The sequence below is a fragment of the Actinomadura monticuli genome (assembly GCF_041463655.1).
In the GTDB taxonomy this organism is placed as follows: Bacteria; Actinomycetota; Actinomycetes; order Streptosporangiales; family Streptosporangiaceae; genus Spirillospora; species Spirillospora monticuli.
Window position 1 is genome coordinate 471688 of sequence record NZ_JAXCEI010000002.1, and the last position, 25300, is coordinate 496987.

24 protein-coding genes are annotated in these 25300 nt (G+C 72.7%); 7 read left to right on the forward strand and 17 right to left on the reverse strand.

Annotated elements, in window-relative coordinates:
* The first annotated feature begins 23 nt into the window (after positions 1–23).
* Complete coding sequence (locus SM611_RS05675) at positions 24–944, forward strand: SEC-C metal-binding domain-containing protein (protein ID WP_371947775.1); 921 nt, start codon at positions 24–26, stop codon at positions 942–944.
* A 119-nt stretch (positions 945–1063) separates the two neighbouring features.
* On the opposite strand, the gene SM611_RS05680 is transcribed toward SM611_RS05675, so the two are convergent.
* From SM611_RS05680 to SM611_RS05700, 5 genes are all read right to left on the reverse strand, one after another.
* Positions 1064–1234 (reverse strand): hypothetical protein, encoded by a 171-nt coding sequence (locus SM611_RS05680; RefSeq protein WP_371947776.1) that lies wholly within the window; start codon positions 1232–1234, stop codon positions 1064–1066.
* 77 nt (positions 1235–1311) lie between these two features.
* A complete protein-coding gene (locus tag SM611_RS05685; RefSeq protein WP_371947777.1) occupies positions 1312–2088 on the reverse strand; it encodes an NYN domain-containing protein in 777 nt (258 codons plus the stop codon).
* Positions 2082–2363 carry a hypothetical protein gene (locus SM611_RS05690; RefSeq protein ID WP_371947778.1) on the reverse strand — a complete coding sequence of 94 codons (282 nt, stop codon included), beginning with the start codon at positions 2361–2363 and terminating at the stop codon, positions 2082–2084. Before SM611_RS05690 ends, SM611_RS05685 begins: the two co-directional genes overlap by 7 nt.
* A 153-nt stretch (positions 2364–2516) precedes the next feature.
* Entirely contained in the window at positions 2517–3572 is a 1056-nt protein-coding gene (locus SM611_RS05695; RefSeq protein WP_371947779.1) for a phosphotransferase family protein, read from the reverse strand.
* Positions 3569–4525 carry a DUF7064 domain-containing protein gene (locus SM611_RS05700; RefSeq protein ID WP_371947780.1) on the reverse strand — a complete coding sequence of 319 codons (957 nt, stop codon included), beginning with the start codon at positions 4523–4525 and terminating at the stop codon, positions 3569–3571. The genes SM611_RS05695 and SM611_RS05700 overlap by 4 nt, the downstream gene beginning before the upstream one ends.
* 157 nt (positions 4526–4682) lie before the next feature.
* Here SM611_RS05700 and SM611_RS05705 point away from each other — a divergent pair, with 157 nt between their 5' ends.
* Both SM611_RS05705 and SM611_RS05710 read left to right on the forward strand, forming a co-directional pair.
* A complete protein-coding gene (locus SM611_RS05705; protein WP_371947782.1) occupies positions 4683–5813 on the forward strand; it encodes an acyl-CoA dehydrogenase family protein in 1131 nt (376 codons plus the stop codon).
* A complete protein-coding gene (locus tag SM611_RS05710; protein ID WP_371947783.1) occupies positions 5810–6709 on the forward strand; it encodes an acyl-CoA dehydrogenase family protein in 900 nt (299 codons plus the stop codon). Before SM611_RS05705 ends, SM611_RS05710 begins: the two co-directional genes overlap by 4 nt.
* Here the strand turns inward: SM611_RS05710 and SM611_RS05715 are convergent.
* A complete protein-coding gene (locus SM611_RS05715) occupies positions 6696–8255 on the reverse strand; it encodes a FadD3 family acyl-CoA ligase (RefSeq protein ID WP_371947784.1) in 1560 nt (519 codons plus the stop codon). The two genes, SM611_RS05710 and SM611_RS05715, sit on opposite strands and share 14 nt — an antisense overlap.
* 159 nt (positions 8256–8414) lie before the next feature.
* Here SM611_RS05715 and SM611_RS05720 point away from each other — a divergent pair, with 159 nt between their 5' ends.
* The gene (locus tag SM611_RS05720; RefSeq protein ID WP_371947785.1) at positions 8415–10001 is read left to right on the forward strand and encodes a Coagulation factor 5/8 type domain-containing protein; all 1587 of its coding nucleotides are present in this window, start codon (positions 8415–8417) and stop codon (positions 9999–10001) included.
* A gap of 131 nt (positions 10002–10132) precedes the next feature.
* Complete coding sequence (locus SM611_RS05725; protein WP_371947786.1) at positions 10133–10390, forward strand: hypothetical protein; 258 nt, start codon at positions 10133–10135, stop codon at positions 10388–10390.
* Positions 10391–10452: 62 nt separating this feature from the next.
* Here the strand turns inward: SM611_RS05725 and SM611_RS05730 are convergent, their stop codons facing one another.
* Entirely contained in the window at positions 10453–11061 is a 609-nt protein-coding gene (locus tag SM611_RS05730; RefSeq protein ID WP_371947787.1) for a TetR/AcrR family transcriptional regulator, read from the reverse strand.
* Positions 11051–11830, reverse strand: coding sequence for an SDR family NAD(P)-dependent oxidoreductase (locus tag SM611_RS05735; protein ID WP_371947789.1), 780 nt, complete (start codon positions 11828–11830; stop codon positions 11051–11053). Before SM611_RS05735 ends, SM611_RS05730 begins: the two co-directional genes overlap by 11 nt.
* Before the next feature lie 190 nt (positions 11831–12020).
* Between SM611_RS05735 and SM611_RS05740 the strand changes: the two genes are divergently transcribed.
* Positions 12021–12593 carry a hypothetical protein gene (locus tag SM611_RS05740; protein WP_371947790.1) on the forward strand — a complete coding sequence of 191 codons (573 nt, stop codon included), beginning with the start codon at positions 12021–12023 and terminating at the stop codon, positions 12591–12593.
* A gap of 101 nt (positions 12594–12694) precedes the next feature.
* Here SM611_RS05740 and SM611_RS05745 read toward each other — a convergent pair whose 3' ends face one another.
* Positions 12695–13324, reverse strand: coding sequence for an HNH endonuclease family protein (locus SM611_RS05745; RefSeq protein WP_371947791.1), 630 nt, complete (start codon positions 13322–13324; stop codon positions 12695–12697).
* A gap of 528 nt (positions 13325–13852) precedes the next feature.
* On the opposite strand from SM611_RS05745, the gene SM611_RS05750 reads away from it, so the two are divergent.
* Positions 13853–16636 (forward strand): ATP-binding protein, encoded by a 2784-nt coding sequence (locus SM611_RS05750; RefSeq protein ID WP_371947792.1) that lies wholly within the window; start codon positions 13853–13855, stop codon positions 16634–16636.
* A gap of 12 nt (positions 16637–16648) precedes the next feature.
* Here the strand turns inward: SM611_RS05750 and SM611_RS05755 are convergent, their stop codons facing one another.
* The 8 genes from SM611_RS05755 to SM611_RS05790 are packed head-to-tail and all read right to left on the reverse strand — an operon-like array spanning position 16649 to position 25212.
* On the reverse strand, positions 16649–17494 hold the full coding sequence (locus SM611_RS05755; protein ID WP_371947794.1) for a MaoC/PaaZ C-terminal domain-containing protein: 846 nt from the start codon (positions 17492–17494) through the stop codon (positions 16649–16651).
* A complete protein-coding gene (locus SM611_RS05760) occupies positions 17491–18666 on the reverse strand; it encodes a lipid-transfer protein (RefSeq protein WP_371947795.1) in 1176 nt (391 codons plus the stop codon). Before SM611_RS05760 ends, SM611_RS05755 begins: the two co-directional genes overlap by 4 nt.
* The gene (locus SM611_RS05765) at positions 18663–19103 is read right to left on the reverse strand and encodes a MaoC family dehydratase (RefSeq protein WP_371947796.1); all 441 of its coding nucleotides are present in this window, start codon (positions 19101–19103) and stop codon (positions 18663–18665) included. The genes SM611_RS05760 and SM611_RS05765 overlap by 4 nt, the downstream gene beginning before the upstream one ends.
* The gene (locus SM611_RS05770; RefSeq protein ID WP_371947797.1) at positions 19100–20170 is read right to left on the reverse strand and encodes an acyl-CoA dehydrogenase family protein; all 1071 of its coding nucleotides are present in this window, start codon (positions 20168–20170) and stop codon (positions 19100–19102) included. The genes SM611_RS05765 and SM611_RS05770 overlap by 4 nt, the downstream gene beginning before the upstream one ends.
* Complete coding sequence (locus SM611_RS05775) at positions 20170–21126, reverse strand: bifunctional MaoC family dehydratase N-terminal/OB-fold nucleic acid binding domain-containing protein (RefSeq protein ID WP_371947798.1); 957 nt, start codon at positions 21124–21126, stop codon at positions 20170–20172. The genes SM611_RS05770 and SM611_RS05775 overlap by 1 nt, the downstream gene beginning before the upstream one ends.
* Entirely contained in the window at positions 21123–22286 is a 1164-nt protein-coding gene (locus SM611_RS05780) for an acyl-CoA dehydrogenase family protein (RefSeq protein WP_371947799.1), read from the reverse strand. Before SM611_RS05780 ends, SM611_RS05775 begins: the two co-directional genes overlap by 4 nt.
* Before the next feature lie 18 nt (positions 22287–22304).
* Positions 22305–23975, reverse strand: a complete 1671-nt coding sequence (gene casI, locus SM611_RS05785) for a steroid-22-oyl-CoA synthetase (protein WP_371947800.1) — start codon at positions 23973–23975, stop codon at positions 22305–22307.
* Positions 23968–25212, reverse strand: a complete 1245-nt coding sequence (locus SM611_RS05790) for an NADH:flavin oxidoreductase (RefSeq protein ID WP_371947801.1) — start codon at positions 25210–25212, stop codon at positions 23968–23970. The genes casI and SM611_RS05790 overlap by 8 nt, the downstream gene beginning before the upstream one ends.
* Positions 25213–25300: the final 88 nt, after the last annotated feature.

The following is a 25300-nucleotide window of genomic DNA, read 5'->3' on the forward strand; positions in this document are numbered from 1 at the left end:
ATCGACGCCTATACGCTCTCCTCGTGAAGGACTCCAAGGAACGGGCGCGTCTTCTCGCCCAGGAACTCGAACGCGACGCCGTGAAGTATCCGGACGAGTGCGCGGAGATCCTGCTGGAGGCGGGCGGCCAATGGTCCCTGGCGGGCGAACCCGACCGTGCCCTGCGGATCTACGACGGCGTCATGGCCATGGACGCGGGCGAGGATTCACAGTTCGCCGCCGCGGAGAAGATCTCCCTGCTCGCCGAGCTCGGCCGTGCCGACGAGGCGGAAGCGGAGATCATCCGGCTGGGCCGAGCCCACGTCCGCCCCGGGCCGGCCTACCTGGTCGCGGAGTTCCTCGAAGAGCAGGGACGACTCGAAGAAGCTCTCACCTGGTTCAACACCGCCTGCCGCGACCTCATGACGGACGACGGAGAACTCGCCGAGGCCAAGCTGTTCGTCCGACCCGAGTTGCGGGGACGCCAGCGCGTCCGCCAAGCGCTCGGCCTCCCGCCCGACGACCTCGACCTGCACACCGAGGACGAGCAGGCCGAGATGGTCGAGCTCTTCGAGAGGGCCGCGGCCCCCTCGCAAGCGAACGCGGGCTCGTTCTTCGTCCGCGCGGACGTCGAACGCGCCTTCGCCGAGGGCCTCGTCCACGGCACCGCCCCCACCGACGCGTCCGGCTACTTCCGCGACGTCGAACGCGGCTGGCGCGCCTCCAGCGACGAGATCGGCGCGTCCAAGCTCCGCGTCCTCCCCACGATGGTGGACGACCTCCTCAAGTACGCGAGCGACCACGACCGCGACCCGAAGGAGAAGCAGACCCGCGCCGACCATCTGAGGGACCGCATCCGCGAAGGCGCCCCCACCCTCGACTGGCCCCCCGAACGCAACGCCCCCTGCTGGTGCGACTCGGGCCGCAAGTACAAGAAGTGCTGCGGCTCCCCCACCAACCGCTGACTCTTATTGGACTTGCATGTCGCGGCAGGGAGATGACGTGCGGCGCGCTCCACGAGACACACGAGCGACCTGTCGCTTCTGACCGGGCCTCCGGCCAGGAACCACTGGACTGGCCGTGCTCACGGCCGGGGGTCGACGGTGCGCAGCAAGGTCAGCAGGCCGTTCACCGCGTCGTATTTCTCGCCGGAGAGCTCACTGTCCGAGCCGTTCCCCGAGATAGACACCATCCTGGCCGAACCCGAGACCTGGCTGGCGGACGGCATGCGCGTCAGCAGTCCGTCCTCCCGCATCCCTCAGAAGGCGCCGAAGGAACAGCGTCCATACCGAACGGATGCGCCGATGCCCGGGGCGATGAGGGCATTGGAGGTTAGGACGGTTTGCCGTCCTGGTGGCGTTTGTCGCGGACGTAGATGGTGTTGCCCTTGCCCTCGCCGGGGCCGCGGCGGTCCAGGACGAAGAGGGTCGTCGCGGCGATCAGCTCGCTGAGCTTGCTGTAGCCGTAGTTGCGGGAGTCGAACTCGGGGCGCTGCTTGGTGATGATCTGGCCGACGCTGCCCAGGGCGGCCCACCCGTCCTCGTCGGACGCGGCGTCCACGGCGTTGCGGAGAAGGTTGACGAGCGCGGCGTCCCGCTTCAGCTTGGCGGCCGACGTCGGCGGCGCCGGCTTGAGCGTCTCGGCGGCCGGGGTGGTCGGGCTCTGGTCGTACAGCAGGTTCTCGATGTAGATGAACTTGTCGCACGCCGCGACGAACGGTTTGGGCGTCTTGCGTTCCCCGAAGCCGTAGACGGTCAGCCCGGACTCGCGGATCCGCGCCGCCAGCCGGGTGAAGTCGCTGTCGCTGGAGACGATGCAGAACCCGTCGAAGCGGTCGGAGTACAGCAGGTCCATCGCATCGATGACCATCGCCGCGTCGGTGGCGTTCTTGCCGGAGGTGTAGGCGAACTGCTGGATCGGCTGGATCGACTGGTCGAGCAGGTGCTCCTTCCAGCCCCGCAGGTTCGTTCCCGTCCAGTCGCCGTAGGCGCGCTTGACGTGCGCGGTCCCGTACTTGGCGACCTCGGCCAGCAGCCCCTCGACGACGCCGGGCTGCGCGTTGTCGGCGTCGATGAGCACCGCCAGCCGGTCGGCGTTCTCGTTCACCATGCCGCACGCCTCCTCATGGTCTCCGCCGGGTGGGAACCCATCCAGTACATCAGACCGCGCCGCTCCCGTCGGTCGCCGAGAGCAGGGCGCCGAGTGCGGCGGCGCCGTCGAGGAGGGCTCTGGAGCACGCGTCGCACGCCGAGCGCGGCGGCGAGTTCGGGGATGCTCATCGCGTCCGAGGCGCGGACGTCGTCGAGCGGCTCGCCGGAGATCGCCCGGGCGGCCTCCCTGGCCAGCCGTACCTCCCCGCGCTCCGCGTGGAGGCGTGCGTACACCGCGTCGAGATGGGCGAGGAATCGCCTATGAACGCGGAATGTGGAGTTGGTCGCGCCTTGCGCTGAACGTGTTCGTCACCGTCCTCTTCCTGGGCACGGTTATGCGGCGCTCGGTTTCGGCACGGCGTTCGTGCGGTCCGGGCCTTCGGAGCATCAGGCGATGAGGGACGGGGAGTCCAGGTCGCGGGCGTGGTGGGCGTGCCGGGTGGTCATGGTGCGGAACATCTCGTCGCCGCGCGGGGTGCGTTCCACGAGCATCGAGGCGCCGATCGCCATGACGATGCCGTGGAAGGTGTGGTGACGGTAGGCGGTCCAGCAGTCGTCCCAGGTCAGGGCGACTCCTCGAGCCGTCAGGGCTTCGCGGTAGCGCTCCACCAGCGCCTTCTCGTGGGCGCGACGGGCCTCGGTGGGCAGGCTTGAGCCCAGGAAGTAGGAGAGGTCGGCGAGGCCGGGGCCGTAGGCGCAGGTCTGCCAGTCCAGGACGGCGGTGCGGGGGCCGCCGAACAGCAGGTTGTCGGCGCGGAAGTCGCCGTGGGACAGGGTCAGCGGCCCCTCGCGGGCGGTCAGGTAGGCGGGCAGCGAGGGCATGAAGTCCTCGATCAGGGCGATGACGTCGGGGCCCAGCTCGGCGGCGTAGCGCTCCTTGAAACCGGTGTAGAGGTCGGTGACCATCGCGGCGGTGAAGGCGGCGGCGTCAGCGTCGTGGCGGTTGAGCCAGGGCAGGGCGGCGAGGCCGGAATCCTCCCAGCCCGCCGCGTGGAAGGCGGCCATCTCGGTGATCGCGGCGGCGGCGTCCTCGGGGGTGATGCCCGCGAGCTGGTCGCCGGGCCGCGCGGGGGCGAGGTCCGCCAGCAGGACTGTGTACTCGTCCTCCTCGGCGGCGTAGGCCGAGAAGTAGCAGGTGGGGATGCCCGCGTCGAGGCCGCCCGCGAGTGCGGCGTAGAAGCTCGCCTCGACCTCGTAGGTGCGGATGGCGCGGGCTGCGGCGCGGCTGGACGGGTCGGCGGCCGGAACCTTGGCGACCATGGTGGGCGGGAGGGGCGTCCCGCCCGCGTAGGTGAGGTGCAGGCGGAGGCTGTCGGAGACCTGGCCGGTGCCCACCGGCTCGGCCCGGACGGCGGTCACCTTCGCCCCGAGGGCGTCCGACAGCCAGGACGCCGTCAGGTCTCCGGCGCCGGAGGCGGGGCTCACACCGCCGGAGGCGCTCACGCGTCCTCCCCGGCGAGGTGGGTCCAGCCGTGGTCCTCCCAGCCGGGCGGCTGGTGCCATTCCGTCCAGCCGTGGCCGGTGCGCCCGTCCTCGGTCTCGAAGCGGCACAGGGCGCGGGGGAAGCGGGCCGGGCGGCCGGCGGGCGAGGTGACCGAGACCGGCGCGAACGCCAGCGGGGTCACGGTCATGGGCGCGCCGGGGAAGCGGAGGTCGGAGCGGGCGGGCAGGCCGTCCTCGAAGACGGTCGCGACGCTGAAGCCGTCGCGGTGCTCGATGTCGCCGTCCGGCGGGACGGCGAAGCACGGCCACGCGAGCGGGAAGCCGACGTTGGCCTGCATGCCGTGGACGAAGGTGCCGTCGTCGAGGCGTCCGGACGTCCAGAGCCAGGAGACCTTCCACCAGTCGCGCTCGCCCCAGCTGTGGTCGCGCTCCCCGTGCGCGTCGATCGGGATCTTCCGTCCGCCCACGCTGACCAGGCCGGTGACGGTGCAGGGGATCTCGTAGCGCGGGATGTCCTTGTAGGGGTAGACGCCGCCGGCGGTGTCCCAGCGCAGGTCGAAGGACAGGCCGGTCTTCTCTTCGGCGGAGCCGTCGTCGGGCACGAGGGACGCGGTCCCGGTCAGCGTGATCCTGGCCGGGCCGAAGGGGTCGGTGATCTGCTGCGTCGCCGTGTAGGTCTCGGCGTGGACGTCGGCCGTCCCCGGCTTGGGGAGCGGCGCGTCGTTGTCGGCGAGGATGACGAGCGGTTGCCCGGGCCGCACCAGCGCCGCCCAGTACCAGGCGCGGTCCCAGTTGGGGTAGAGGCCGAGCCGGACGTAGCCGGCGACGGATCCGTCCGGGGCGGCGAAGTCGAAGTAGTAGGACTCGTTCCACAGCAGCTCGGAGCCGGGCTCGTGAAGTCCCTCGTCGGCGGGTTCCAGGGTCCAGGTGCCGTGTTCGATGATCCTCGCCATGGCCCCTCCGGGTTTCCGAACGCGATTCTAGAGTCGCGATCCTAGCCCCTACGGGCCGGAGCCGACAGGACGCGCGGGATCTCACTGGGCGGGAGGCGGCGGCGGGGGTGCCGGCGGGGGGTTACTCTACCAAACAGTTGTTAGAAAGAGGTTCTCAATGGATCTTGAGTTCGGGACGGCGGACGAGGCGTTCCGCGCCGAGGTGCGGGAGTGGCTGCGCGCGCACGTCCCGGCGGAGCCGCTGCCCTCACTGGAGACCGAGGAGGGGTTCGCGGCCCACCGGGAGTGGGAGCGGACGCTCGGCGCGGCGCGGCTCGGGGTGGTGTCGTGGCCCGCGGAGTACGGCGGCCGCGGCGTCTCGGTGCTGCAGTGGCTGATCTTCGAGGAGGAGTACTACGCGGCGGGCGCGCCCGGCCGGGTCAGCCAGAACGGGATCAACCTGCTGGCGCCGACGCTGCTGAAGCACGGGACGCCGGAGCAGCTCGCGCGGATCCTGCCGCCGATGGCGGCCGGCGAGGTGATCTGGGCGCAGGCGTGGTCGGAGCCGGGCGCGGGCAGCGACCTCGCGGCGCTGCGCTCGACCGCCACGCGCACCGACGGCGGCTGGCTGCTGGACGGGCAGAAGACGTGGAGCTCGCGCGCCGCGTTCGCCGACCGGGGTTTCGGGCTGTTCCGCTCCGACCCCGGGTCGTCCCGGCACAAGGGGCTCACGTACCTGATGTTCCCGCTGGACGCCGAGGGCGTGACCGTGCGCCCGATCGGGCGGCTGGACGGCAAGCCCGCGTTCGCCGAGCTGTTCCTCGACAAGGTGTTCGTCCCGGACGAGGACGTCATCGGCGCGCCGGGCGAGGGCTGGCGGGTCGCGATGGCGACGGCCGGCAACGAGCGCGGGCTGACGCTGCGCAGCCCGGGGCGGTTCACGGCGGCGGCCGAGCGGCTCGTCGAGCTGTGGAAGGAGCGCGCCGACCCGTCCGACACGGCGCTGCGCGACCGGGTCGCGGACGTGTGGATCAGGTCGCGCGCCTACCGGCTCAAGGGCTTCGAGACGGTCTCGCGGGAGGACGACATCGGCGCCGAGTCCAGCCTGAACAAGGTCTTCTGGTCGGAGCTGGACGTCGCGCTGCACGAGACGGCGCTCGACCTGCTCGGCCCGGACGGAGAGCTGGCCTCGGAGTGGCTGGAGAACTACGTGTTCTCGCTGGCCGGGCCGATCTACGCGGGCACCAACGAGATCCAGCGCAATGTGATCGCCGAGCGGCTGCTCGGCCTGCCGAGGGGATCACGATGAGGTTCGTACTCGATGCCGAGCAGCGGATGTTCGGCGAGACGCTGCGCAAGCTGCTCGCCGACGCGGGCCCGGCGAAGATCGCGCGGGCGTGGGCGGCCGGGGACGCCGGGCCGGGGCGGGCGCTGTGGGCGGCGGTCGCGGAGGCCGGGGTGTTCGCGGTCGCGGTGCCGGAGGAGTTCGGCGGCGCCGGGCTGCTGCCGGTCGAGCTGGCCGTCGCGGCCGAGGAGCTGGGGCGCGCCGCCGTTCCCGGCCCGTACGTGGAGACCCTCGCGGCGGCCGAGCTGCTCGGCGAGTCGCCGTGGCTGCCGCGGATCGCGGAGGGCGAGGCGATCGTGTCGCTGGCCGTCCCGCACGCGCTGGACGCCGACGTCGCCGACCTCGTGCTGACCCTCGACGGCGTCGAGCGGCGGCCCGGGGAGGCGCTCGCGTCGCTCGACCCGGCGCGACGGCTGTTCCGCGCCGAGGGCGGGGCCGGGTTCACCGACTTCGGCGCGCTGCTGTGCGCGGCGCAGCAGATCGGGCTCGGCCGGGCGCTGCTGGACGTGTCCGTGGAGTACGCCAAGACACGGCAGCAGTTCGGGCGCCCGATCGGCGAGTACCAGGCGATCAAGCACCATCTGGCGAGCGCGATGGTCGAGCTGGAGTTCGCGCGCCCGCTCGTGTACGGGGCGGCGCTGTCGTACGGGACGCCGGACTTCGCGCGGGACGTGTCCGCCGCGAAGGCCGCCGCGTCGGAGGCGTCCTACGGGCTGGCCAAGACCGCCCTCCAGGTGCACGGCGCGATCGGCTACACCGACGAGTACGACCCGTCGCTGTGGATCCGCAAGGCGCGCGCCCTGTACTCGGCCTGGGGCACGGTGGCCGAGCACCGGGCCCGCGTCGTCAGCGCTCTCTGAGCTCCACGCGGCGGACCTTGCCGGACGCGGTCTTCGGGAGGTCGTCCACGAAGACGACCTCCCGGGGGACCTTGAAGTTCGCGAGCCGCTCCCGGCAGTGCGCGATCAGCTCGTCCGCCGTGGCCTCCCGGCCGGGGCGGAGCCGGACGTAGGCGCGCCCGACCTCGCCCATCCGCTGGTCCGGGACGCCGATGACGCCCGACTCGGCGACCGCGTCGTGGCGGGCGAGGGCGTCCTCGACCTCGGCCGGGTACACGTTGAACCCGCCGACGACGAACATCTCCTTGGTCCGCCCGGTGATGGCGAGGTTGCCGCGCTCGTCGAGGCGGCCCCGGTCGCCGGTGTCGAGCCAGCCGTCGCGGATCGCCTCGGCCGTCGCCTCCGGGTCGTCCAGGTAGCCCTTCATGACGTTGTAGCCGCGGACGAGGATCTCGCCGTCCGTGCCCGCCGGAACCGGCTCGCCCTTCTCGTCGACGATCTTCACTTCGACGTCGGCGATGGCGCGCCCGGAGGTGGTCGAGATGGTCTCGTCATCGTCGTCGACCGAGCACGCGGTCACCGTCCCGGACGACTCGGTCAGCCCGTACGCGGTGACGACCTGCGGGAACAGCTCCTCCTTGATGCGCCGCACCAGCGCGACGGGCACGTCCCCCGCGCCCGTCACGGCGAGCCGGAGGGAGGAGAGGTCCCGCTCGTCGCGGCCCGGCGCGTCCAGCAGCGAGGTGTAGATCGTGGGCGGCCCCGGCAGCACGGTGATCTTCTCCCGCTCGATCAGCCGCAGCGTCTCCGGGACGTCGAACGTGCGCTGGAGCACCATCGCGGCGCCCTTCAGCACGCACGCCAGCACGCCCGCCTTGTAGCCGAACGTGTGGAACATCGGGTTGACGATGAGGTAGCGGTCGCCGGCCTTCAGGCCGGTCCGGCCCGTCCACGCCGCGTAGGTGCGGATGTTCTGCTCGTGGGTGACCACGACGCCCTTGGGCCGGCCGGTCGTCCCGGACGTGAACAGGATGTCGGCGATGTCGTCCGGCCGGACGGCCGCCGCCCGCGCGTCGGCCCCCGCCGCAGGCACCGCCCCGGCGGTGAACCCGTCCCAGTCGGTGACGCCCGGACGCGCGGGGCCGTTGAACGTGACGATGGCCTGGAGTCCGGGCAGCCCCGGGACGGCGCCCGACTCGTCCAGGCCGAGCATCCCGGGGTAGTCGATGCCGAGGAACCCGTCCTCCACGAAGAGGATCTTGACCTGGGCCTTGGTGAGCGGCCACCGGGCCTCCTCGCCCTTGTACCGCGTGTTCAGCGGGACGAGCGTGGCGCCCGCGCCCATGGCGCCGAGCACGGTGACGATCCAGCGCAGGCCGTTCGGCGCCCAGATCGCGACGCGGTCGCCGGATGCGACGCCCGCGCCGATGAACGCGGCCGTGGCCTCGCGGACCTGATCGCGCAACTCCGCGTAGGTGACGCGGACGTCGCCGTCCACGACCGCCTCCGCGTCCGGAAAGTCCTTCGCGGCACGCGCCAGCACACCCGGGATCGTCAGCTCGCTCATAACCCTCCATGATGGGCGCGGCGGGGCCGATCGGGCCATTCCCGTCCCGCTGACCGGTACCCCCGTACCGGGTCAATGTGAGGGTTGTTCACTTTTGTCCTGATCGGTGTTTCACTCGATGGAGAAGTCGTGGACCCCCACCCCGGTCGAGGTGCCCCCATGCCCTTGCGACGTCCCCTCCACGTCCCCGCCGTCCTCGTCCTCCTCGCCGCCCTGCTGCTCGCCGTCCCGGCCGCGCCCGCCGCGCACGCCGACGACGGGGTGCGCGGCTACGTCGACGCCCACAGCCACCTGATGTCCTACGAGGCGTTCGGCGGGCAGGTGCTCTGCGGCAAGCCCTTCGACCCGCGCGGCATCCAGGAGGCGCTGCGCGACTGCCCCGACCACGCCGGGAACGGCGCGTTCGCCTGGTTCGAGAACTTCATGCGTAACGGCACCCCGTTCGGGACGCACGACCCGAACGGATGGCCGGCGTTCAAGGACTGGCCCGCCTGGAACTCCCGCACCCACCAGCAGGTCTACTACACCTGGCTGGAACGCTCCTGGCGCGCCGGGCAGCGCGTCCTTGTCAACCACCTGGTCGCCAACCGGCAACTCTGCGAGGTGTATCCGCTCAAGCGCAACGCCTGCGACGAGATGGGCGTCATCCGGCTCCAGGCGCAGCGCATGCGCGAAATGGAGTCCTACATCGACGAGAAGAACGGCGGACCCGGCAAGGGCTGGTTCCGCATCGTGCGCGATTCGGCCGAGGCCCGGCGGGTCGTCCAGGACGGAAAACTCGCCGTCGTGCTGGGCATCGAGACGTCGGAGCCGTTCGGGTGCCAAGTCATCGGCGGCGTCCCGCAGTGCACGCGCGCGGACATCGACAAGGGCCTGGACGAGGTGAAGCGCCTCGGCGTCTCCTCGATGTTCCTGTGCCACAAGTTCGACAACGCGCTGTGCGGCGTCCGCTTCGACGGCGGGACGACCGGCGCCCTGGTCAACACCGGCAACTTCCTCGGCACCGGCCGCTTCTGGCAGGCCGAGACGTGCACCGGAGCCGCGCACGACAACACGCTCGCGTCCGCGGGCACCGTCGACGACGAGGTCGCGGCGTTGCTGCTGCGGCTCGGAAAGGCGGGCATCACGCTGCCGCTCTATCCGAAGGCGCCGCACTGCAACATCCTCGGCCTGACGGACCTCGGGCATCACATGCTCCAGGGAATGATGGATCGGCACATGATCGTCGAGATCGACCACGTGAGCGCCAAGGCCGCCGCCGCGACCCTGGACGTCCTGGAGAACGCGGGCTATTCGGGGGTCATCTCGTCCCACAGCTGGACCGACGAGCATTACGTCCGGCGCATCTACGGGCTCGGCGGAATGGTCGCCGGCTACGGCAACGCCTCCGACCGGTTCGTCGCGGAATGGCGGCGCAACAAGCAGTACCGCGACCCCCGCTACGCGTTCGGCTACGGCTACGGGTTGGACGCCAACGGCATGGGCGCGCTGCCGCCGCCGCGCGCGGGCAACTCCGCGAACCCGCTGCGGTACCCGTTCACGTCCCCGGTCAACGGGGTCGTGCTCGACCGGCAGAGCACCGGGCAGCGCACCTGGGACGTCAACACCGACGGCGTCGCGAACTACGGGCTCGTCCCCGACTGGATCGCCGACATGCGCGACATCAGCGGGCCCGAGATCATCGACGACCTGGCGAACGGCGCCGAAACCTACCTGGAGATGTGGCGCCGCGCCGAGACCCGGTAGCGCCGCCGGCGGCGTACGCAGCGCCCCGCCGCCGGCGCGCGGCGAAGGTACGTGGTTTCCCGGATACCGCCCTGACCAGGCCGAACGCATTCTGTTGCTGTTCGGTCACTGAGAGTCACACGGGAGGGCTCATGAAGATCAGGAAAGCCGCCGTCGCCATCGCGGTCGCCGGTTCGGCGCTCACGGTCGGCGCCACCGCCGCCCCGGCGTTCGCCGACACCACCGGCCCGGCGCTCACCGCCTCATGGCACAACACCGGCCAGACCTTCTACTGGTACTCGAGCTGCGCCGCGGCCGGCCAGGCCGGCGTGAACTCGGGCTGGCAGTCCTACGACTGCAAGGGCAGCTCCGCGCCCTGGGCCAGCTACGAGCTGTGGGGCCTGTACTGACCCGGCTCCGCCCCCGCCGCGCCGCCGCCCCCGCCGCCCGCGGCGGGGGCGGCGGCGCCCGTTCAGGGCTGGAGCGAGCGCCAGATCCGGCCCGGCAGGACGGCGGCGGCCTCGTCCAGGTCGGCCGACGCCGGGTCGGACAGCCAGCGCCGCGCGGTCTCGGCGAGCGGCCCGACCAGGAGCATCTCCATCATCGCGGGCGACAGCCGCGCGACGCGCCCGGCCGCGACGTGCGGCGCCACCCACGCGATGAGGCGCTCCATGCGCGGCGCCTTCGACGCGGCGATGACGGCCGCGTGCTCCGGGAGGAACGCCGCGTACGCCGAGGCGTGGACGAACCGGGCGGCGTCGCCGCGCTCGCGCGTGAACCGCAGGTACGCGCGCGCCGCCGCCTCGATGCCCGGCCGCGGATCGGCACCGTCGTCCAGCACCTCCAGCAGGGCGTCGAGCAGCTCGGCCATGCACCGCGCGTAGAGGGCGGCGGCGAGGCCGTCGAACGAGCCGAAATGGTGGTACAGGCTGCCGCTGCTCATCCCGGTGGCCGCGATGACGGCCCTCATCGTGAACCCCTCGTGCCCGCGCTCGGCGTGCACCCGGAGCGCCTCGGCCAGGATCCGCGCGACGGTCTCGTCCGTGCCCTGGTGCTTAGTGCCCTGGCGCTTAGGGGACATCGAGGACTTTCTCGGCGTCGGCCCAGAGCCTGGCCGCCAGCGGCCCGTCCAGCGCCTTCGGCTTGAGCGGCTTCTCCTTGCGCACCTGGAAGTACCGGCCCGTCCCCTCGGCGGTGATCAGGTCCGCGACGGGCGGGCCGCTCATCCGGACGGGCTTCAACGCCCACTTCATCGTCCGCAGCACGAGACCGCGGACGCCGGGACGGGAGCCGAGGTCCGTCCGCAGCACGCCGGGATGCACCGCGTCGATCGTCACCCCGGCGTCCTTCCACCGCTCGGCGAACAGCGGGACCATCATCAGGTTCGCCAGCTTGGTGCCGGCATAGGTGTTGACGAGGTGGAAGTCCTCGCCCGTGGGCGTCCGGTCGGGGTCGACCTTGCCCGTGACGTAGAGGGCCGCGCTGACCTGCACCACCCTGCGCAGCCGGTCCTCCAGCAGGCGGTTCAGCAGGAACGGCGCGAGGTGGTTGGTGAAGAACGCCTGCTCGAACCCGTCCTCGTTCAGCTCCCGGCGGCTGGGCCAGAGCCCCGCGTTGTGGACGAGCACGTCGACGTCGGCCAGCCCGCCGGCCAGCTCGCGCACCGCCCGGACGGACGACAGGTCGCCCACCACCAGCTCCGCGCCGACCTCGCGGGCGGCGGCCGCCCCCGCGTCCGGCCGCCGCGCCACGATCACCACCCGGTGCCCGCGCCGGGCGGCCTCGGCCGCCACCGCCCGTCCCACGCCCCGGTTCCCGCCGGTGACGGCCACTCGCAACGCCTCGCCCATGCCGGGCACCCTACCGATTTCCAGAGACATTCTCTAGAGAGGTTCTCTAATACGCCGGCCGTGGTACGGGCCGCCCCCTCCCTGCGCCGCCCGTCGTACGGGCGATGCCGCCGCGCACCCGACGACACGCCCCGCACCCGCCCAGCATCGTCGTGTCCAGAAGGACGACGTCCAGAAAGGACCCGGAGACATGGCGACACAGGAGCAGGACCGCATCCGAGCCCGCACGGACGGCCGCTTCCGGCTCGGCCGGAACTGGCGCAGAACGACGCTGATCGTCCACATCGTGTCCGCGGGCGCCTGGATCGGGATCGACGTCATCGTGGCCGTCCTCGTCCTGACCGGCCGGTTCGGCACCAGCGACGACGTCCGGGGCCTCGCCTACCGGGCGCTCGCGACCTTCGTCGTGTGGCCCATGCTGACGTCCGCGCTGATCTGCCTGGTCACAGGCGTGATCCTGGGCCTCGGCACCCGCTGGGGCCTGGTGCGCTACTGGTGGGTGGCGGTCAAGCTCGTCCTCAACCTGATCCTGTGCACCCTCATCCTGGTGGCCCTCCAGCCGGGCATGGACGAGGTGAACGAGTACGGACGCGCCTTCACCGCCGACACCCCCGAACCGGCCTTCATCTCGAACCTGTTCTTCCCGCCGGCGGTCTCCCTGACGACCCTGACGTTCGCCACCGTCCTCGCCGTCGCCAAGCCGTGGGGCCGGCTCCGCCGCCGCCCCGGAGGCAGGCCGGCGGAGCGGACGCGAGATGCGTAAATCCCCGCCGGACCGGCGGCGCGGATCACCCGGCGGCGCTAAGCCGACCCGCTCCGGGACAGCCCGCCGCCCGTCCAAGCCGGGCGGCGGGCCGGGGCGGGTCAGCAGGTGTTGAGCATCGAGGTGAGGGCGCTCTTCTCGGCAGCGTCGACGGTGAGGCCGTAGTAGTACTTCACCTGGATCCAGGCGCGGGCGTAGGTGCAGCGGAACGCGCTCCGCGGCGGCTGCCACTCGGCGGGGTCCTTGTCGCTCTTGGACTGGTTGACGTTGTCGGTGACGGCCCACAGCTCGGGGCCGCCGAGGTCGTTGGCGTAGGTCTGGCGGCGGGACGTCGTCCAGGCCCAGGCGCCGGACGACCACGCCTCGGCCAGCGGGACCATGTGGTCGATGTCCAGGTCGGACGCGGCCGTCCAGGTGGCGCCGTCGTAGGGCGAGTACCAGCTGCCGGACGTCGCGGCGCAGGAGGAGTCGGTGACGACGTTCGTGCCGTCCCGCTTGAGCACGGTCTCGCGGGTGTTGCACGCCCCGGAGATCGTGATCCAGTGCGGGAACAGGTCGCGGTCGTAGGTGCTCTGGTGCGATTCGGCGGCGACGGTGAGGGTGGCGAGGCGGCTCGCGGCCGTGGCGGCGGACGGGATGTTGGGCGGGGTCGCGGACGCCGGCGCGTCCAGGGCGGCGACCAGCGCCGCGGCCAGGACGGCCGGTAGCAGGAACAGCAGCAGGCGTCGCATCGGAGGAGCCCTTCCGCGGCCGTTCCCGGCCAGGGCGGGGGGCGCCCCGAGGGGGATCGGGAACGGCGGCACTGCGACGGTGGCATTTCAGGCATTTGCGGTTAAATGTCACGCTTTGCCCACGCGCGGCCCCGCCCTTGGTCGGATGCTGCCGTCACCGCCCGCCCGCACGTCCGCGACCTGCGAACTCACGGGCGGCGGGGCTTCCGGCGCGGGGACGGTGACGTCCCACGGCCCGTCGACTCCCGATCGAGCCCGCGACGACCGATGACGGCCGCACCGCGCGGGAGAGCGCCGCGCCATCCCGGCGGGTCCCCGCGAATTTTATTGCGCCTTTATTCGGCACCGCCTGGACCGCACGGCGGGCCGGGCAGCGGCACTTTCCCGCGCGTTCCGCCGGGACGCGGGCGTGCCGGCGGCCAGGCCCTGCCGCACCCCGGGCCGACGCCGCCGTACCTCCCAGCCCAAGGATGATTCGGACATAATTGACCGGGCCTAACGGCGGTGACCGCAGTCGAGGCGGGGGCAGTGGACCAGACGACGCACGGCACGGGGCACGGCGAGAAGGTCGGGCTGCTCGGACGGGGGCAGGAGTGCGCCCTCCTCGACGAGATGGTCGAGGCCGTCCGCACCGGGCAGAGCCGCGTGCTGCTGATGCACGGCCCCGCCGGCGTCGGGAAGTCGGCGCTGCTGGACTACGCCGAGCACGCGGCGGCGGGCATGCGGGTGCTGCGCGCGGCCGGGGTCGAGTCCGAGATGGAGCTGCCGTTCGCCGCCCTGCACCAGCTGTGCGCGCCGCTGCTGGACGGGCTGGGCGGCCTGCCCGCGCCGCAGCGCGACGCGCTGGAGACGGTGTTCGGGACGCGGGCGGGGCCCCCGCCGGAGCGCTTCCTGGTCGGGCTGGCGGTGCTGAGCCTCCTGTCGGAGGCGTCCGAGGAGGCCCCCCTGCTGTGCGCGGTCGACGACGCGCATTGGATGGACCGGGCCTCGGCGCAGGTCCTCGGCTTCGTCGCCCGCCGGCTGCTGGCCGAGTCGGTCGGCCTCGTGTTCAGCTCCCGGGAACGGGCCCGGGAGCTGCTCGGGCTGCCGGAGCTGGAGGTCGCCGGGCTGCGCGCCGAGGACGCCCACGCGCTGCTGGAGTCGGTGGCGCGCACCCGGCTCGACCGGCACGTCCGCGACCGGCTCGTGGCCGAGACCGGCGGCAACCCGCTCGCCCTGCTGGAGCTGTCGAGCGGGCTGAGCGTGACCCAGCTCGCCGGCGGGTTCGGCCTGCCGCACGCCGCCGCCGCGCTGCCGGGACGGATCGAGCGCAGCTTCCTGACCCGGATCGAGGAGCTGCCCGAGCAGACCCGGCTGCTGCTGCTGGTCGCCGCGGCCGAGCCGACCGGCGACCCCACCCTGGTGCGGCGGGCCGCCGAACGCCTCGGCATCGCCTCGGCGGCCGCGCTGGCGAGCGGGACGGACGGGCTGCTGGCGTTCGACGTGCGGGTGATCTTCCGGCATCCGCTCGTGCGCTCCGCCGTGTACGGGTCGGCGGCCGAGAAGGACCGCCGGGCCGCCCATCTGGCGCTGGCGGAGGCCACCGACGCGCGGACCGATCCGGACCGCCGCGCCTGGCACCTCGCGTCCGCGGCGACCGGGCCCGACGAGGACGTCGCCGCCGAACTGGAGAGGTCCGCCGACCGGGCGCAGGGGCGCGGCGGGCTCGCCGCCGCGGCGGCGTTCCTGCAGCGGTCCGCGACGCTGACCGCCGACGCGTCGAAGCGCGCCGAGCGCGCCCTGTCGGCCGCCGACGCCAGCCTCCGGGCCGGCGATCTCGACGCCGCGCGCAGGCTCGTCGCCACCGCCGATCGGAGCGCCCGGAGCGAGTTCCAGCGGGTACGGGCCCAGCTCGTCCGCGGCCGCCTCACGTTCGCGGCGGGCTTCAACGACGAGGCGCCGCCGATGCTGCTGGCGGCCGCGCGGCGGCTGGAGCCGTTCGACGCGGACCTGGCGCGGGAGACCTACCTCCTCGCCTGGGCCGGCGCGACGTTCGCCGCCGGCGACCGGGACGGCCTGCGGGCGATCTCGCAGGCCATGGGAACGCTCCCGGCCCCGGACCGGAGCCCGCGCGCCCTCGATCTCGTCCTCGACGGCTACGCCCTGGCCGTCACCGGCGGCCGGCGCGCCGCGATCCCCAAGCTGCGGGAGGCGCAGGCGGCGCTGGCGGAGTGCCCGCCGGAGGACATCCTGAAATGGGGCTGGACGGCCTGCGCCGTGAGCCCCTACCTCTGGGACGACCGCGCCATGATCGCCGGTTATGCCCGCGCCGCCGAGGTGGTGCGCGCGGCCGGCGCCCTGACCGAGCTGCCCATGTACCTGTCCTCGCTGGGGATCGCGAGCCTGCTCACCGGCGAGTTCGCGGACGCGGCGGGCTTCGTCGCCGAGTCCGAGGCCGTCGCCGCCGCGACGGGCATGCCCATCGCGCAGCACACCAGGCTCCACCTCACGGCGCTGCGCGGCAGGGAGGCCGAGGCGTCGGCGCTGATCGCCGACAGCATCGCGTGGACCAGCGCGGACGGCCAGCTGAACGGCGCGGCGGTCGCGCACTGGGCGGGCGCGGTGCTCGGCAACGGCCTGTCCCGGTACGAGGAGGCGCTGGCCGCGGCGCGGGACTGCGTCCGGACCGCCGACGTGTGCACCGGCCAGTGGGTGCTGACCGAGCTCGTCGAGGCGGCGGCGCGCGTCGGCGACGACACCGCGGCGCGCAGGGCGCTCGACGAGCTGGCGGACGCCGCCGAACCGTGCGACACCGACTGGGCCCAGGGGATCCTCACCCGCTGCCGGGCGCTGCTGAGCGACGACGACGCGGACGCGGGCGCCCTCTACCGGGAGGCGATCGAGCGGCTGGGCCGCACGCTGCTGCGCCCCGAACTGGCGCGCGCCCACCTGCTGTACGGCGAGTGGCTGCGCCGGGACCGCCGCCGCGTGGACGCCCGCACCCACCTGCGCACCGCCTACGGCATGTTCACGGCGATCGGGATGGAGGCGTTCGCCGAGCGGGCCAGGCGCGAGCTCCTCGCCACCGGCGAGACCGTCCGCAAGCGCGGGAACGAGACCTCGGCGAGCGACGAGCTGACCCCGCAGGAGAAGCAGATCGCGCTGCTCGTCCGGGACGGCCTGTCCAACCCGGAGGTCGGGGCCCGGCTCTTCCTGAGCCCGCGCACCGTCGAGTGGCACCTCCGCAAGATCTTCACCAAGCTCGGGATCAGCTCCCGCAGGCAGCTTCCCGGCGCCCTGCCCCGCGACGAGGGCGACACCGCCACGGGGTGAGGCCCGCGGCCCTCAGGCGAAGCGGGCGCGGGCCGCCGAGATGACCGTCCTGTCGTCCGCGGCGGCCTCGAAGAGGACCGCCGGGCCGTCGTCCTTCCACGTCTCGATCCGGAGCGCGTCGCCGGGGAACACCGGGGCGGCGAAGCGGCCTTCGAGCTCCACCAGGTCGGCCGGGTGCGCGCCCAGGGAAGCGGCGATCGGCAGTGTCGCCGCCGCGAGCGTGCACAGGCCGTGCATGATCGGGCGCGGCATTCCGGCCGTCTTCGCCGCCTCCGGGTCGATGTGCAGGTGGTGGCGGTCGCCGAGGAGGCGGTAGAGGGCCGCCTGGTTGCCGGCCGTCCGGACGGTCAGCTCTCCGGACGGGGCCGCTTCGGGACGGCGGCGGGCGGACGGCCCCCGGTCGCCGCCGAACCCGCCGCGGCCGGGGGCGAACAGCGACCAGGTCGCCGCGAAGTACTCGCTCTCCACGGCCACGTCGAAGACGGCCGCCGAACCCTTGTCCCAGACCTCGGCGACGCGGGCCGTCATCTCGACGCTGCCCGAGCGGGGAAGGGGCTTCAGGACGCGGAGCCGCTGCGTGCCGTGCACGGCCGTCCGCACGTCGAACGCCCCGGCGGAGCCGAGCACGTCCGGCGCCCATTGCGCGAGGGTCAGCGCGAACGTGGGGAGGACGCGCAGCCTCTCCTCGAAGACCAGATCGAGGTCGGAGGCGGCGGCGCCCACGGCGAGCGCGTAGAGGATGGCCTGCGTCTCGTCGTAGCCGACGGTCCTGGTGCCGAGGTCCTTGCCGTGCCACTCGTTCCTGCCGCCCGTGGAGGGGCGGCCCCCCGCACCCCCCGGCTCGCTTCGCCCGGTCACGCGTCGGCTCCCAGGATCAGTCCGCTGGTCGGCACGCCGGTTCCGGCGGTGACCAGGACGTTGTGGACGTCCCCCGGCTGGTTCACCGACGTGCCGCGCACGAGCCGCACGCCCTCCGCGATGCCGTTCATGCCGTGGATGTACGCCTCGCCGAGCTGGCCGCCGTGCGTGTTCGCCGGCAGCCGGCCGCCGAGTTCGAGATTGCCGTCGGCGATGAAGTCCTTGGCCTCGCCCTTGGCGCAGAAGCCGAGCTCTTCGAGCTGCGGCAGCACCAGCGGCGTGAAGTGGTCGTAGAGGATCGCGGCCTGGACGTCGGCCGGGGTCAGCCGCGACTGCGCGTACAGCTGCCGTCCCACCAGGCCCATCTCCGGAATGCCGGTGATCTCGGACCGGTAGTAGCTCGTCATCATGTGCTGGTCGTTGCCGGACCCCTGCGCGGCGCCCCAGATCAGCGCGGGACGGTGCGGCAGGTCGCGGGCGCGCTCGGCGGAGACGACGACGAGGGCCTGGCCGCCGTCGCTCTCCTGGCAGCAGTCGAGGAGCCGGAGCGGTTCGGCGATCCAGCGGGACGCCTGGTGGTCCGCCAGGGTGATCGGGCGGCCGTGGAACCACGCGGCCGGGTTCGTCGCGGCGTGCGCCCGGTCGACGACGGCGACGCGGCCGAAGTCCTCGCTCGTCGCGCCGTACTCGTACATGTAGCGGCGGGCGAACATCGCGACCCACTGCGCGGGGGTCGACAGCCCGAACGGGTTCATCCACGCGTACGCGGCGCTGTCGGCGCTGACGTCCATCGGCCGGTTCGCCTGGCCGAGGCCGTAGCGGGTGCCCGAGCGCTCGTTGAACGCCCGATAGCAGACGACGACGTCGGCGACGCCGGTCGCGACGGCCATCGCGGCCTGCTGGACGGTGCCGCACGCCGCGCCGCCGCCGTGCCCGATGCGGGAGAAGAACTTCAGCTCGCCGATACCGAGGTTGCGGGCGATGTGGATCTCGGAGCTGGTGTCGGCGGTGAACGTCACCATCCCGTCCACGTCGGACGGCTGGAGGCCCGCGTCCACGATCGCGGCGAGCACCGCCTCGCAGGCGAGCCGCAGCTCGCTGCGGCCGGACTCCTTGGAGAACTCGGTGGCGCCGATCCCGGCGATCGCGGCCGCCCCTGGCAGGACGCTCATGAGTCACTCCCCTGTGCTCGGACGGAGGGCAGCCGCACGACGACCGTGCCGGTCACGTGCGGGCCGATCTCGTTCACGCCGCGCACCGCGACCTCGACCCGGCCGTCGTCGTGCTTGCCCGCCACGGTGCCGGTCAGGACCATGGTGTCGCCCGGGTAGTTGGGCGCGCCGAGGCGGATCTTGATGGCCGTCACGACGGCGCCCGGCCCGGCCCAGCCCGTCACGTACCGCTCGACGAGCCCGTTGGTCGTCAGGATGTTCATGAAGATGTCCTTGGAACCGCGCTCGACGGCGAGCGACGGGTCGTGGTGGACGTCCTGGTAGTCGCGGCTCGCGAGCGCGGTCGCGACGATCATCGTGCGGGTGAGCGGGATGCGCAGCTCGGGCAGCTCCTCCCCCACCGTCACGTCGTCGAGCTTCACGGTGCCCGTCGTCACAGGGCCGCTCCCAGCAGGTCGAGGTCGGACGACGCGCCGCCGAGCGTCCCGGAGAGCTGCTTGCCCCACAGGAAGTGGCGGTGCACCGGGTAGTCGACGTCCACGCCGATGCCGCCGTGCAGGTGCTGGACGCGGTGCACGACGTTCAGCCCGCCCTCGTCCGACCACCACTTGGCGACCAGGACGGCGGTCTCGGCGTCCTCCCCGGCGGCGATCAGCGAGATCGCGTGCCAGAGGCAGACGCGGAGCGCGTCGATCTCGATGTAGCAGTCGGCGAGCTGGTGCTGCGCGGCCTGGAAGGTGGCGAGCGGGCGGCCGAACTGCTCGCGTCCGGCCAGGTAGTCGGCGGCCATGCGGAGCGCGCCGTCGGCCACGCCGACCTGCACGGCGGCCAGCGACACCCGGGCCGTCCGCAGCGCCTCCGCGAGCGCGCCCTCGCCGAGGGCCTGCGCCGGTGCCCCGTCCAGCGTGAGGTGGCCGGCCCTGTCGTGCGCGGTGGTCTCGGCGTGCTCCCAGGCGCCGGCGGACGTCTCGACCAGGAACAGCCCGGGGCCGTCCGCCGAGGAGGCCGACACCAGCACGTGACTCGTCCCGAAAGGTGTGGGGACGACCGCCTTCGTCCCGGTCAGCAGCCACCCGTCGCCGTCCCGGACGGCGGCGCAGCGCGGCGACGCCGGGTCGGACGGCCCGAACTCCTCCAGCGCGACCGTCAGCCGCACGGACCCGTCCAGGACGGGGGGCAGGATCTCCCGCTGCGCCGCCGACCCGTGCGAGGCGAGCGCCAGCGCGGCGGTGACGACCGGCCAGACCGGGACGGGCGCGACGGCCCGCCCCTGCTCCTCCAGCAGGACGGCCAGCCCGGCGACGCCGAGCCCGGCCCCGCCCACCGCCTCCGGCAGCGCGACGCCGAGCAGGCCCGTGTCCCCGAGCTCCGCCCACAGGCTCTCGTCGAGCCCGCGCTCGGACGCCTCGGCGGCCTTGATCCGCACCTGCGTGGCCTGGTCGGCGAAGATCTGCCGGGCCAGGTCCCGGACGGCCTCCAGCTCCTCGCCCAGGGTGAAGTCCATCAGCTCTCCTTAGCGGCGTCGGCCGGGCGGAAGGCCGGCAGGGACAGGTCGGGGTCCGGGTCGATCCAGTCGAGGACGACGGGCATGCCGACCTCGACGTCCGCCGGCGCGACCCCGGTCATGTTGGCGATCAGCCGGGTGCCCTCGGCCAGCTCGATCACCGCGACGACCAGCGGGTAGTCGAACGCGGGATGGCGCGGATGGTGGTTGACCACATAGCTGTAGACGTGGCCGTCCCCCTGCGCCTCCACGGTGTCCCACGCGAACGAGCCGCACTGCGGGCAGCACGGGCCGGGCGGGTGCCGCAGCGACTTGCAGTCCGCGCACCGCTGGATGACGAGCCGGTGCTCGCGCGCCGCCTCGAACCAGAACGCGTTGTCGGGGTTGATCGGGGGGCGCGGGCGCAGCGCCTTCGGCGCCGGCTTCTCAGCGGGGCGGAAGCGCAGCAGCCGCCAGCCCTGCGTCGCGACGACCTCGCCGGACGCGTCCCGGTAGGTGCGCAGGGTCGAGATGAAGCGGCCCGCGCCGAGCCCGGTCTTCTTCTCCGGCGAGATCGACTGGACGACCTCCTCGACGCTGACCCGGTCGCCCGGCACCAGTTCCCGGACGAATTCGAACTCCGAGTCGGTCGCGACGACGGAGGTGTATCCGCCCTCGGCGAGCAGCGCCGTCAGCTCGTCCGACCCGGTCGGCGCCGGGTCGGGGCGGACGGACGCCGCGTAGCCGCGCATCGTCCACGCCTGCACCATCGACGCGGGCGCCACCACGCCGTCGCGTCCGGTCTCGCGGGCGGCGTCCTCGTCCAGGTGGACGGGGTTGTCGTCCTCCATGGCCTCGACCCAGTGCCGGATCATGGGGACGTTCACCGGGTCCTGCCCGAAGCGGCGGGTCAGCAGCTCGCGCCCGACCCACGCCTGCAGCCTGTCCTCGTAGTCGTCGTGACCGCTGTCGCTCATGACCGCTTCATCCTCGGCAGACCCAGTCCCTGGACGGCGACCATGTCGCGCAGCACCTCATTGACGCCGCCGCCGAACGTGTTGACGATGCCCTGCCGGGACAGCTGCTCGATCTGCCCGTACAGCACCGCACCCGGCGATTCCGGACGGATCCGCCCGGCCGCCCCGAGCACCCCGGTCAGGGTGCGCTGGACGAAGATGTGCGTCTCCGTCCCGTACGTCTTGGTGGCCCCGGCCTGCGCGCCCGTGAGCTCCCCGGCGTCGACCGCCATGGTCATCTTCCAGTTCATCAGCCGCATCGCCTCCAGCCGGGCGTAGGTCCGGGCGAGGTCGGCGCGCACCCAGGGCAGCTCCAGCGCCCCGTTGTCGCGGGCCCAGTCGCGGACGTCCTCCCACAGCCGGATCATCCGGCCGCCGAGCGCGGCGAGGCCGATGCGCTCGTGGTTCAGCTGGGTGGTGATGAGGCTCCAGCCGCCGTCGACGTCCCCGACGACCGACGACGCGGGCACCCGGACGCCGTTGTAGTACGTGGACGTCACGACCATGCCGCCGACCGTCGGGATCGGGCTCCAGGAGAACCCGTCCGCGTCGGTCGGGACGATGAGGATCGAGATGCCCTTGTGCTTGGGGGCGTCGGGGTTGGTGCGGGCGGCGAGCCAGATGTGGTCGGCGGTGTTGGCGCCGCTCGTGAAGACCTTGCTGCCGTCGATGACGAACCCTTCGCCGTCCCGGACGGCCTTGGTCCGCAGCGACGCGAGGTCGGTGCCGGCCTCGGGCTCGGTGTAGCCGATGGCGAACACGATGTCGCCCGAGAGGATGCCGGGCAGGTACTTCTTCTTCTGCTCGTCCGTCCCGAAGCGCATCAGCGTCGGGCCGACCGTGTTGACGGTGACGAACGGGAACGGCAGCCCGGCCCGCTGCACCTCGTCGAAGAACACGTACTGCTCGGCGATCGACCTGCCCTGCCCGCCGTACTCGGCCGGCCAGCCGTAGCCGAGCCAGCCGTCGTTGCCGAGCATCTTGACGATCTCGCGGAACCGGTCGCCGCCGACGCCCTGCTCGCCGGCGCGGCGCCGCACGTCCTCGGGCAGCAGGCCCGCGAAGTACGCCCTCAGTTCCGCGCGCAGTTCGCGATGCGCGTCGGACTCACGCAGATCCATACCTGCCCTTTCTGCCGTTCACGGGAGGAAGCGCCGGCGGCCGGCGGCGACGAACTCCGCGCGGAGCGCCGCCTTGTCCGCCTCGGTCATCAGGACGTACTCGGGCGCCCCCGTTCCTTTGACCGCACGGCCCGCCCACCGGAACACCGGGTCGGCGGTGCGCCAGCCGTCGAGCTGGAGCTCCTTCTTCTTGAGCTTGCCCGAACCGGTCGTCGGCAGCGCGTGCGAGACGCGCACGAACCGCGGCGCGCCCTTGGTGCCGAGGTCGTCCTGGGCGGCGAGGAACGCCGCGAAGTCCAGGTCGGCGAACTCGACGCCCTCGGGGATCTCGATCGCGGCCATCACCTGGTCGCCGGAGCGCGGGTCGGGGACGCCGAACGCGACCGCGTCCACGATCTTCGGGTGGCGGCGGACGACGTTCTGGGTGAGCAGCGCGGAGATGTTCTCCGAGTCGACCCGGATCCAGTCGCCGGACCGCCCCCCGAAGTACAGGAACCCGTCGCCGTCGACGTAGCCGAGGTCGCCCGTCCAGTACCAGCCGTGCCGGACGCGTTCGGCGTCCGCCTCGGGGTTGTTGTAGTAGCCCTCGAACTTCGCGGCGCCGTGCACGTCGACGATCTCGCCGACGGCGGCCTCGGCGTTGGTGACGCGGCCGTGCTCGTCCAGGACCGCCGGGGCGCACGTCTCGCGCGTCTCCGGGTTGACGATCCGGACGCCGTCGTGGGCGGGGCGGCCGAACGCGGTCGGCGGCGCGGCCGGGTCCCGCTTGATCATGCCGGCGCTCTCGCTGGAGCCGTAGCCCTCGACGAGCTTCGCGCCGAAGCGGCGCAGGAACTCGGCCTTGTCCTCGGGGGACGCCTCGGTGCCGAACCCGTGCGTGAGGGTGTTGTCGGCGTCGTCGGGCTTCTCGGGCGTGGACAGCACGTACCCGATCGCCTTGCCGACGTAGGTGAAGAACGTCGCGCCGTAGAACCGGACGTCCGGCAGGAACCCGGACGCGGAGAACCTCGGCGCCAGCGCGACGGTCGCGCCCACCGCGAGCGACGGCGCCCACAGCGCCATCAGGGCGTTGCCGTGGAACAGCGGCATCGAGCAGTAGCTGATGTCGTCGCGCTTGACGTCGTACTTGGCGCTGTTGTCGCGGCCCAGCTCGGCGAGCCGGCCCTGCGAGCACCGCGCCGCCTTGGACGCCCCGGTCGTCCCGGACGTGAACAGCAGCAGCAGCTGCGTCCCGGGGGTGACCGACGCGTCGGCCGCGGGCTCGCAGGCGTGGGCGTCCACCCGGGCCGGGTAGCCGCCGTCGTCGATCAGGACGAAACGGTCGCGGGGGACGCCGATGTCGAGGCCGTCCAGGAGCTTCAGCCCCGCCCGGTCCGTGACCAGGAGCTGCAGGTCGGTGTGCCGGACCTCCTGCTCCAGGTAGGCGCCGGTCCGCGTCGAGTTGACGCCGACGATCGTCGCGCCGCTCAGCGCCGCCGCGCCCAGCCACAGGATGTACTCGGGGACGTTCTCCAGCAGCACGCCGATGTGGAACGGCCCGTCCCGGCGCAGCTCCCGCGCCAGCGACGCGCGCGCCGCGCTCTCCCGGACGACCTCGTCCCACGTCCACGTGCGCTCGCGGCTGCGCAGGCCCGGCCTGTCGTCGCCCAGCCGTGCCAGCAGCATCCCCGCGATCGTCTCGTCACGCACTCGCGCTGCCCCAGGCCGGCTCGGTGGACAGGACGCAGTGGGTGCCGCCGTAGATCGCCGTCATGCACTTGTTGCAGTGGATGCACAGCGACTCGGTCGCGGGGTCGTCCTTGATCCGGTTGATCAGGTCGGGCTCGCGCAGCAGGGCGCGCGCCATCGCGACGAACTCGAAGCCCTCCGCCATGGCGGTGTCCATGCCGGCCCTGTCGGTGACGCCGCCGAGCAGGATCATCGGCAGCTTCACCGCGGCGCGGATCTGGCGGGCGTCCTTGAGCAGGTAGAGGTCCTCGTAGGGGTAGGACTTCAGGAAGTGCTTGCCGATCAGCTTGATCCCGAGCTTGGTCGGCTGCTTCATCACAGCCGCGAACTCGTGCAGCGGCGCGTCGCCCTTGAACAGGTACATCGGATTGAGCAGGGAGCTGCCGGCGGTCATCTGCAGGGCGTCGACGGAGCCGTCGGCCTCCAGCCACCGGGCGACCTGGATGGCCTCGTCGATCCAGAAGCCGCCGGGCACGCCGTCGTCCATGTTCAGCTTCGCGGTGATCGCGATGCGGTCGCCGACGGCGTCGCGGACGGCGCGGCCGATGTCGCGGGCCAGCCGGGCCCGGTTCTCCAGCGACCCGCCGTACTCGTCCTTGCGGTGGTTGACCTTGGGGCTGAGGAACGAGCTGGTCAGGTAGTTGTGCCCCATGTGGATCTCGATCGAGTCGAAACCGGCCTCGATCGCCATCGTGCCCGCGCGGGCGTGCCCCTCGACGACGCGCTTCAGGTCCGCCGGCGTGGCGGCCTTGGTGAAGGTCTGCGTCGTCATGTGGAAGTGGCGGCTGGGCGCGAGCGCGGGCAGCTTGTTGCTCTTCGGGTTGGCGACCGGTCCCGCGTGCCCGATCTGCGCCTGGACGGCCGCGCCCTCGGCGTGCACGGCGTCGGTCAGCTTCCGCAGGCCGGGCATCGCCTCCTCGCGCCAGTAGATCTGCCGGCGGTCGGTGCGGCCCTCCGGCGCGACCGCGCAGTAGGCGACGGTCGTCATCCCGACGCCGCCGCGCGCGTGCCGGACGTGGAAGTCGATCAGCGCGTCGGTGACCTGGCCGTCCTTGGTCAGCCCCTCGTACGTCGCCGCCTTGACGGTGCGGTTCCGGAGCGTGACGGGCCCCAGCTTGGCGGGGGCGAACACATCGGGCACGTCAGGCACGTCAGGCACGTTGGGCAGCTTGGACACGTCGGGCTTCGCGTCGTTCATTCAGAGTCCTCCATCTGGGCTAGACGTTAATCAGCGGGCCGTCCGGGCACTCCGGGCATCCCGCTGACCGGGAGCGTCGGCCCCGCGG

Excerpts from the sequence above, each read along its gene's own strand:
- SM611_RS05680 (WP_371947776.1), bottom strand. The coding sequence starts at position 1,234 with ATGCGGGAGGACGGACTGCTGACGCGCATGCCGTCCGCCAGCCAGGTC.
- SM611_RS05685 (WP_371947777.1), bottom strand. The coding sequence starts at position 2,088 with ATGGTGAACGAGAACGCCGACCGGCTGGCGGTGCTCATCGACGCCGAC.
- SM611_RS05700 (WP_371947780.1), bottom strand. The coding sequence starts at position 4,525 with ATGGCGAGGATCATCGAACACGGCACCTGGACCCTGGAACCCGCCGAC.
- SM611_RS05705 (WP_371947782.1), top strand. The coding sequence starts at position 4,683 with ATGGATCTTGAGTTCGGGACGGCGGACGAGGCGTTCCGCGCCGAGGTG.
- SM611_RS05710 (WP_371947783.1), top strand. The coding sequence starts at position 5,810 with ATGAGGTTCGTACTCGATGCCGAGCAGCGGATGTTCGGCGAGACGCTG.
- SM611_RS05715 (WP_371947784.1), bottom strand. The coding sequence starts at position 8,255 with ATGAGCGAGCTGACGATCCCGGGTGTGCTGGCGCGTGCCGCGAAGGAC.
- SM611_RS05720 (WP_371947785.1), top strand. The coding sequence starts at position 8,415 with ATGCCCTTGCGACGTCCCCTCCACGTCCCCGCCGTCCTCGTCCTCCTC.
- SM611_RS05725 (WP_371947786.1), top strand. The coding sequence starts at position 10,133 with ATGAAGATCAGGAAAGCCGCCGTCGCCATCGCGGTCGCCGGTTCGGCG.
- SM611_RS05730 (WP_371947787.1), bottom strand. The coding sequence starts at position 11,061 with ATGTCCCCTAAGCGCCAGGGCACTAAGCACCAGGGCACGGACGAGACC.
- SM611_RS05735 (WP_371947789.1), bottom strand. The coding sequence starts at position 11,830 with ATGGGCGAGGCGTTGCGAGTGGCCGTCACCGGCGGGAACCGGGGCGTG.
- SM611_RS05740 (WP_371947790.1), top strand. The coding sequence starts at position 12,021 with ATGGCGACACAGGAGCAGGACCGCATCCGAGCCCGCACGGACGGCCGC.
- SM611_RS05745 (WP_371947791.1), bottom strand. The coding sequence starts at position 13,324 with ATGCGACGCCTGCTGCTGTTCCTGCTACCGGCCGTCCTGGCCGCGGCG.
- SM611_RS05760 (WP_371947795.1), bottom strand. The coding sequence starts at position 18,666 with ATGAGCGTCCTGCCAGGGGCGGCCGCGATCGCCGGGATCGGCGCCACC.
- SM611_RS05770 (WP_371947797.1), bottom strand. The coding sequence starts at position 20,170 with ATGGACTTCACCCTGGGCGAGGAGCTGGAGGCCGTCCGGGACCTGGCC.
- SM611_RS05775 (WP_371947798.1), bottom strand. The coding sequence starts at position 21,126 with ATGAGCGACAGCGGTCACGACGACTACGAGGACAGGCTGCAGGCGTGG.
- SM611_RS05780 (WP_371947799.1), bottom strand. The coding sequence starts at position 22,286 with ATGGATCTGCGTGAGTCCGACGCGCATCGCGAACTGCGCGCGGAACTG.
- SM611_RS05790 (WP_371947801.1), bottom strand. The coding sequence starts at position 25,212 with ATGAACGACGCGAAGCCCGACGTGTCCAAGCTGCCCAACGTGCCTGAC.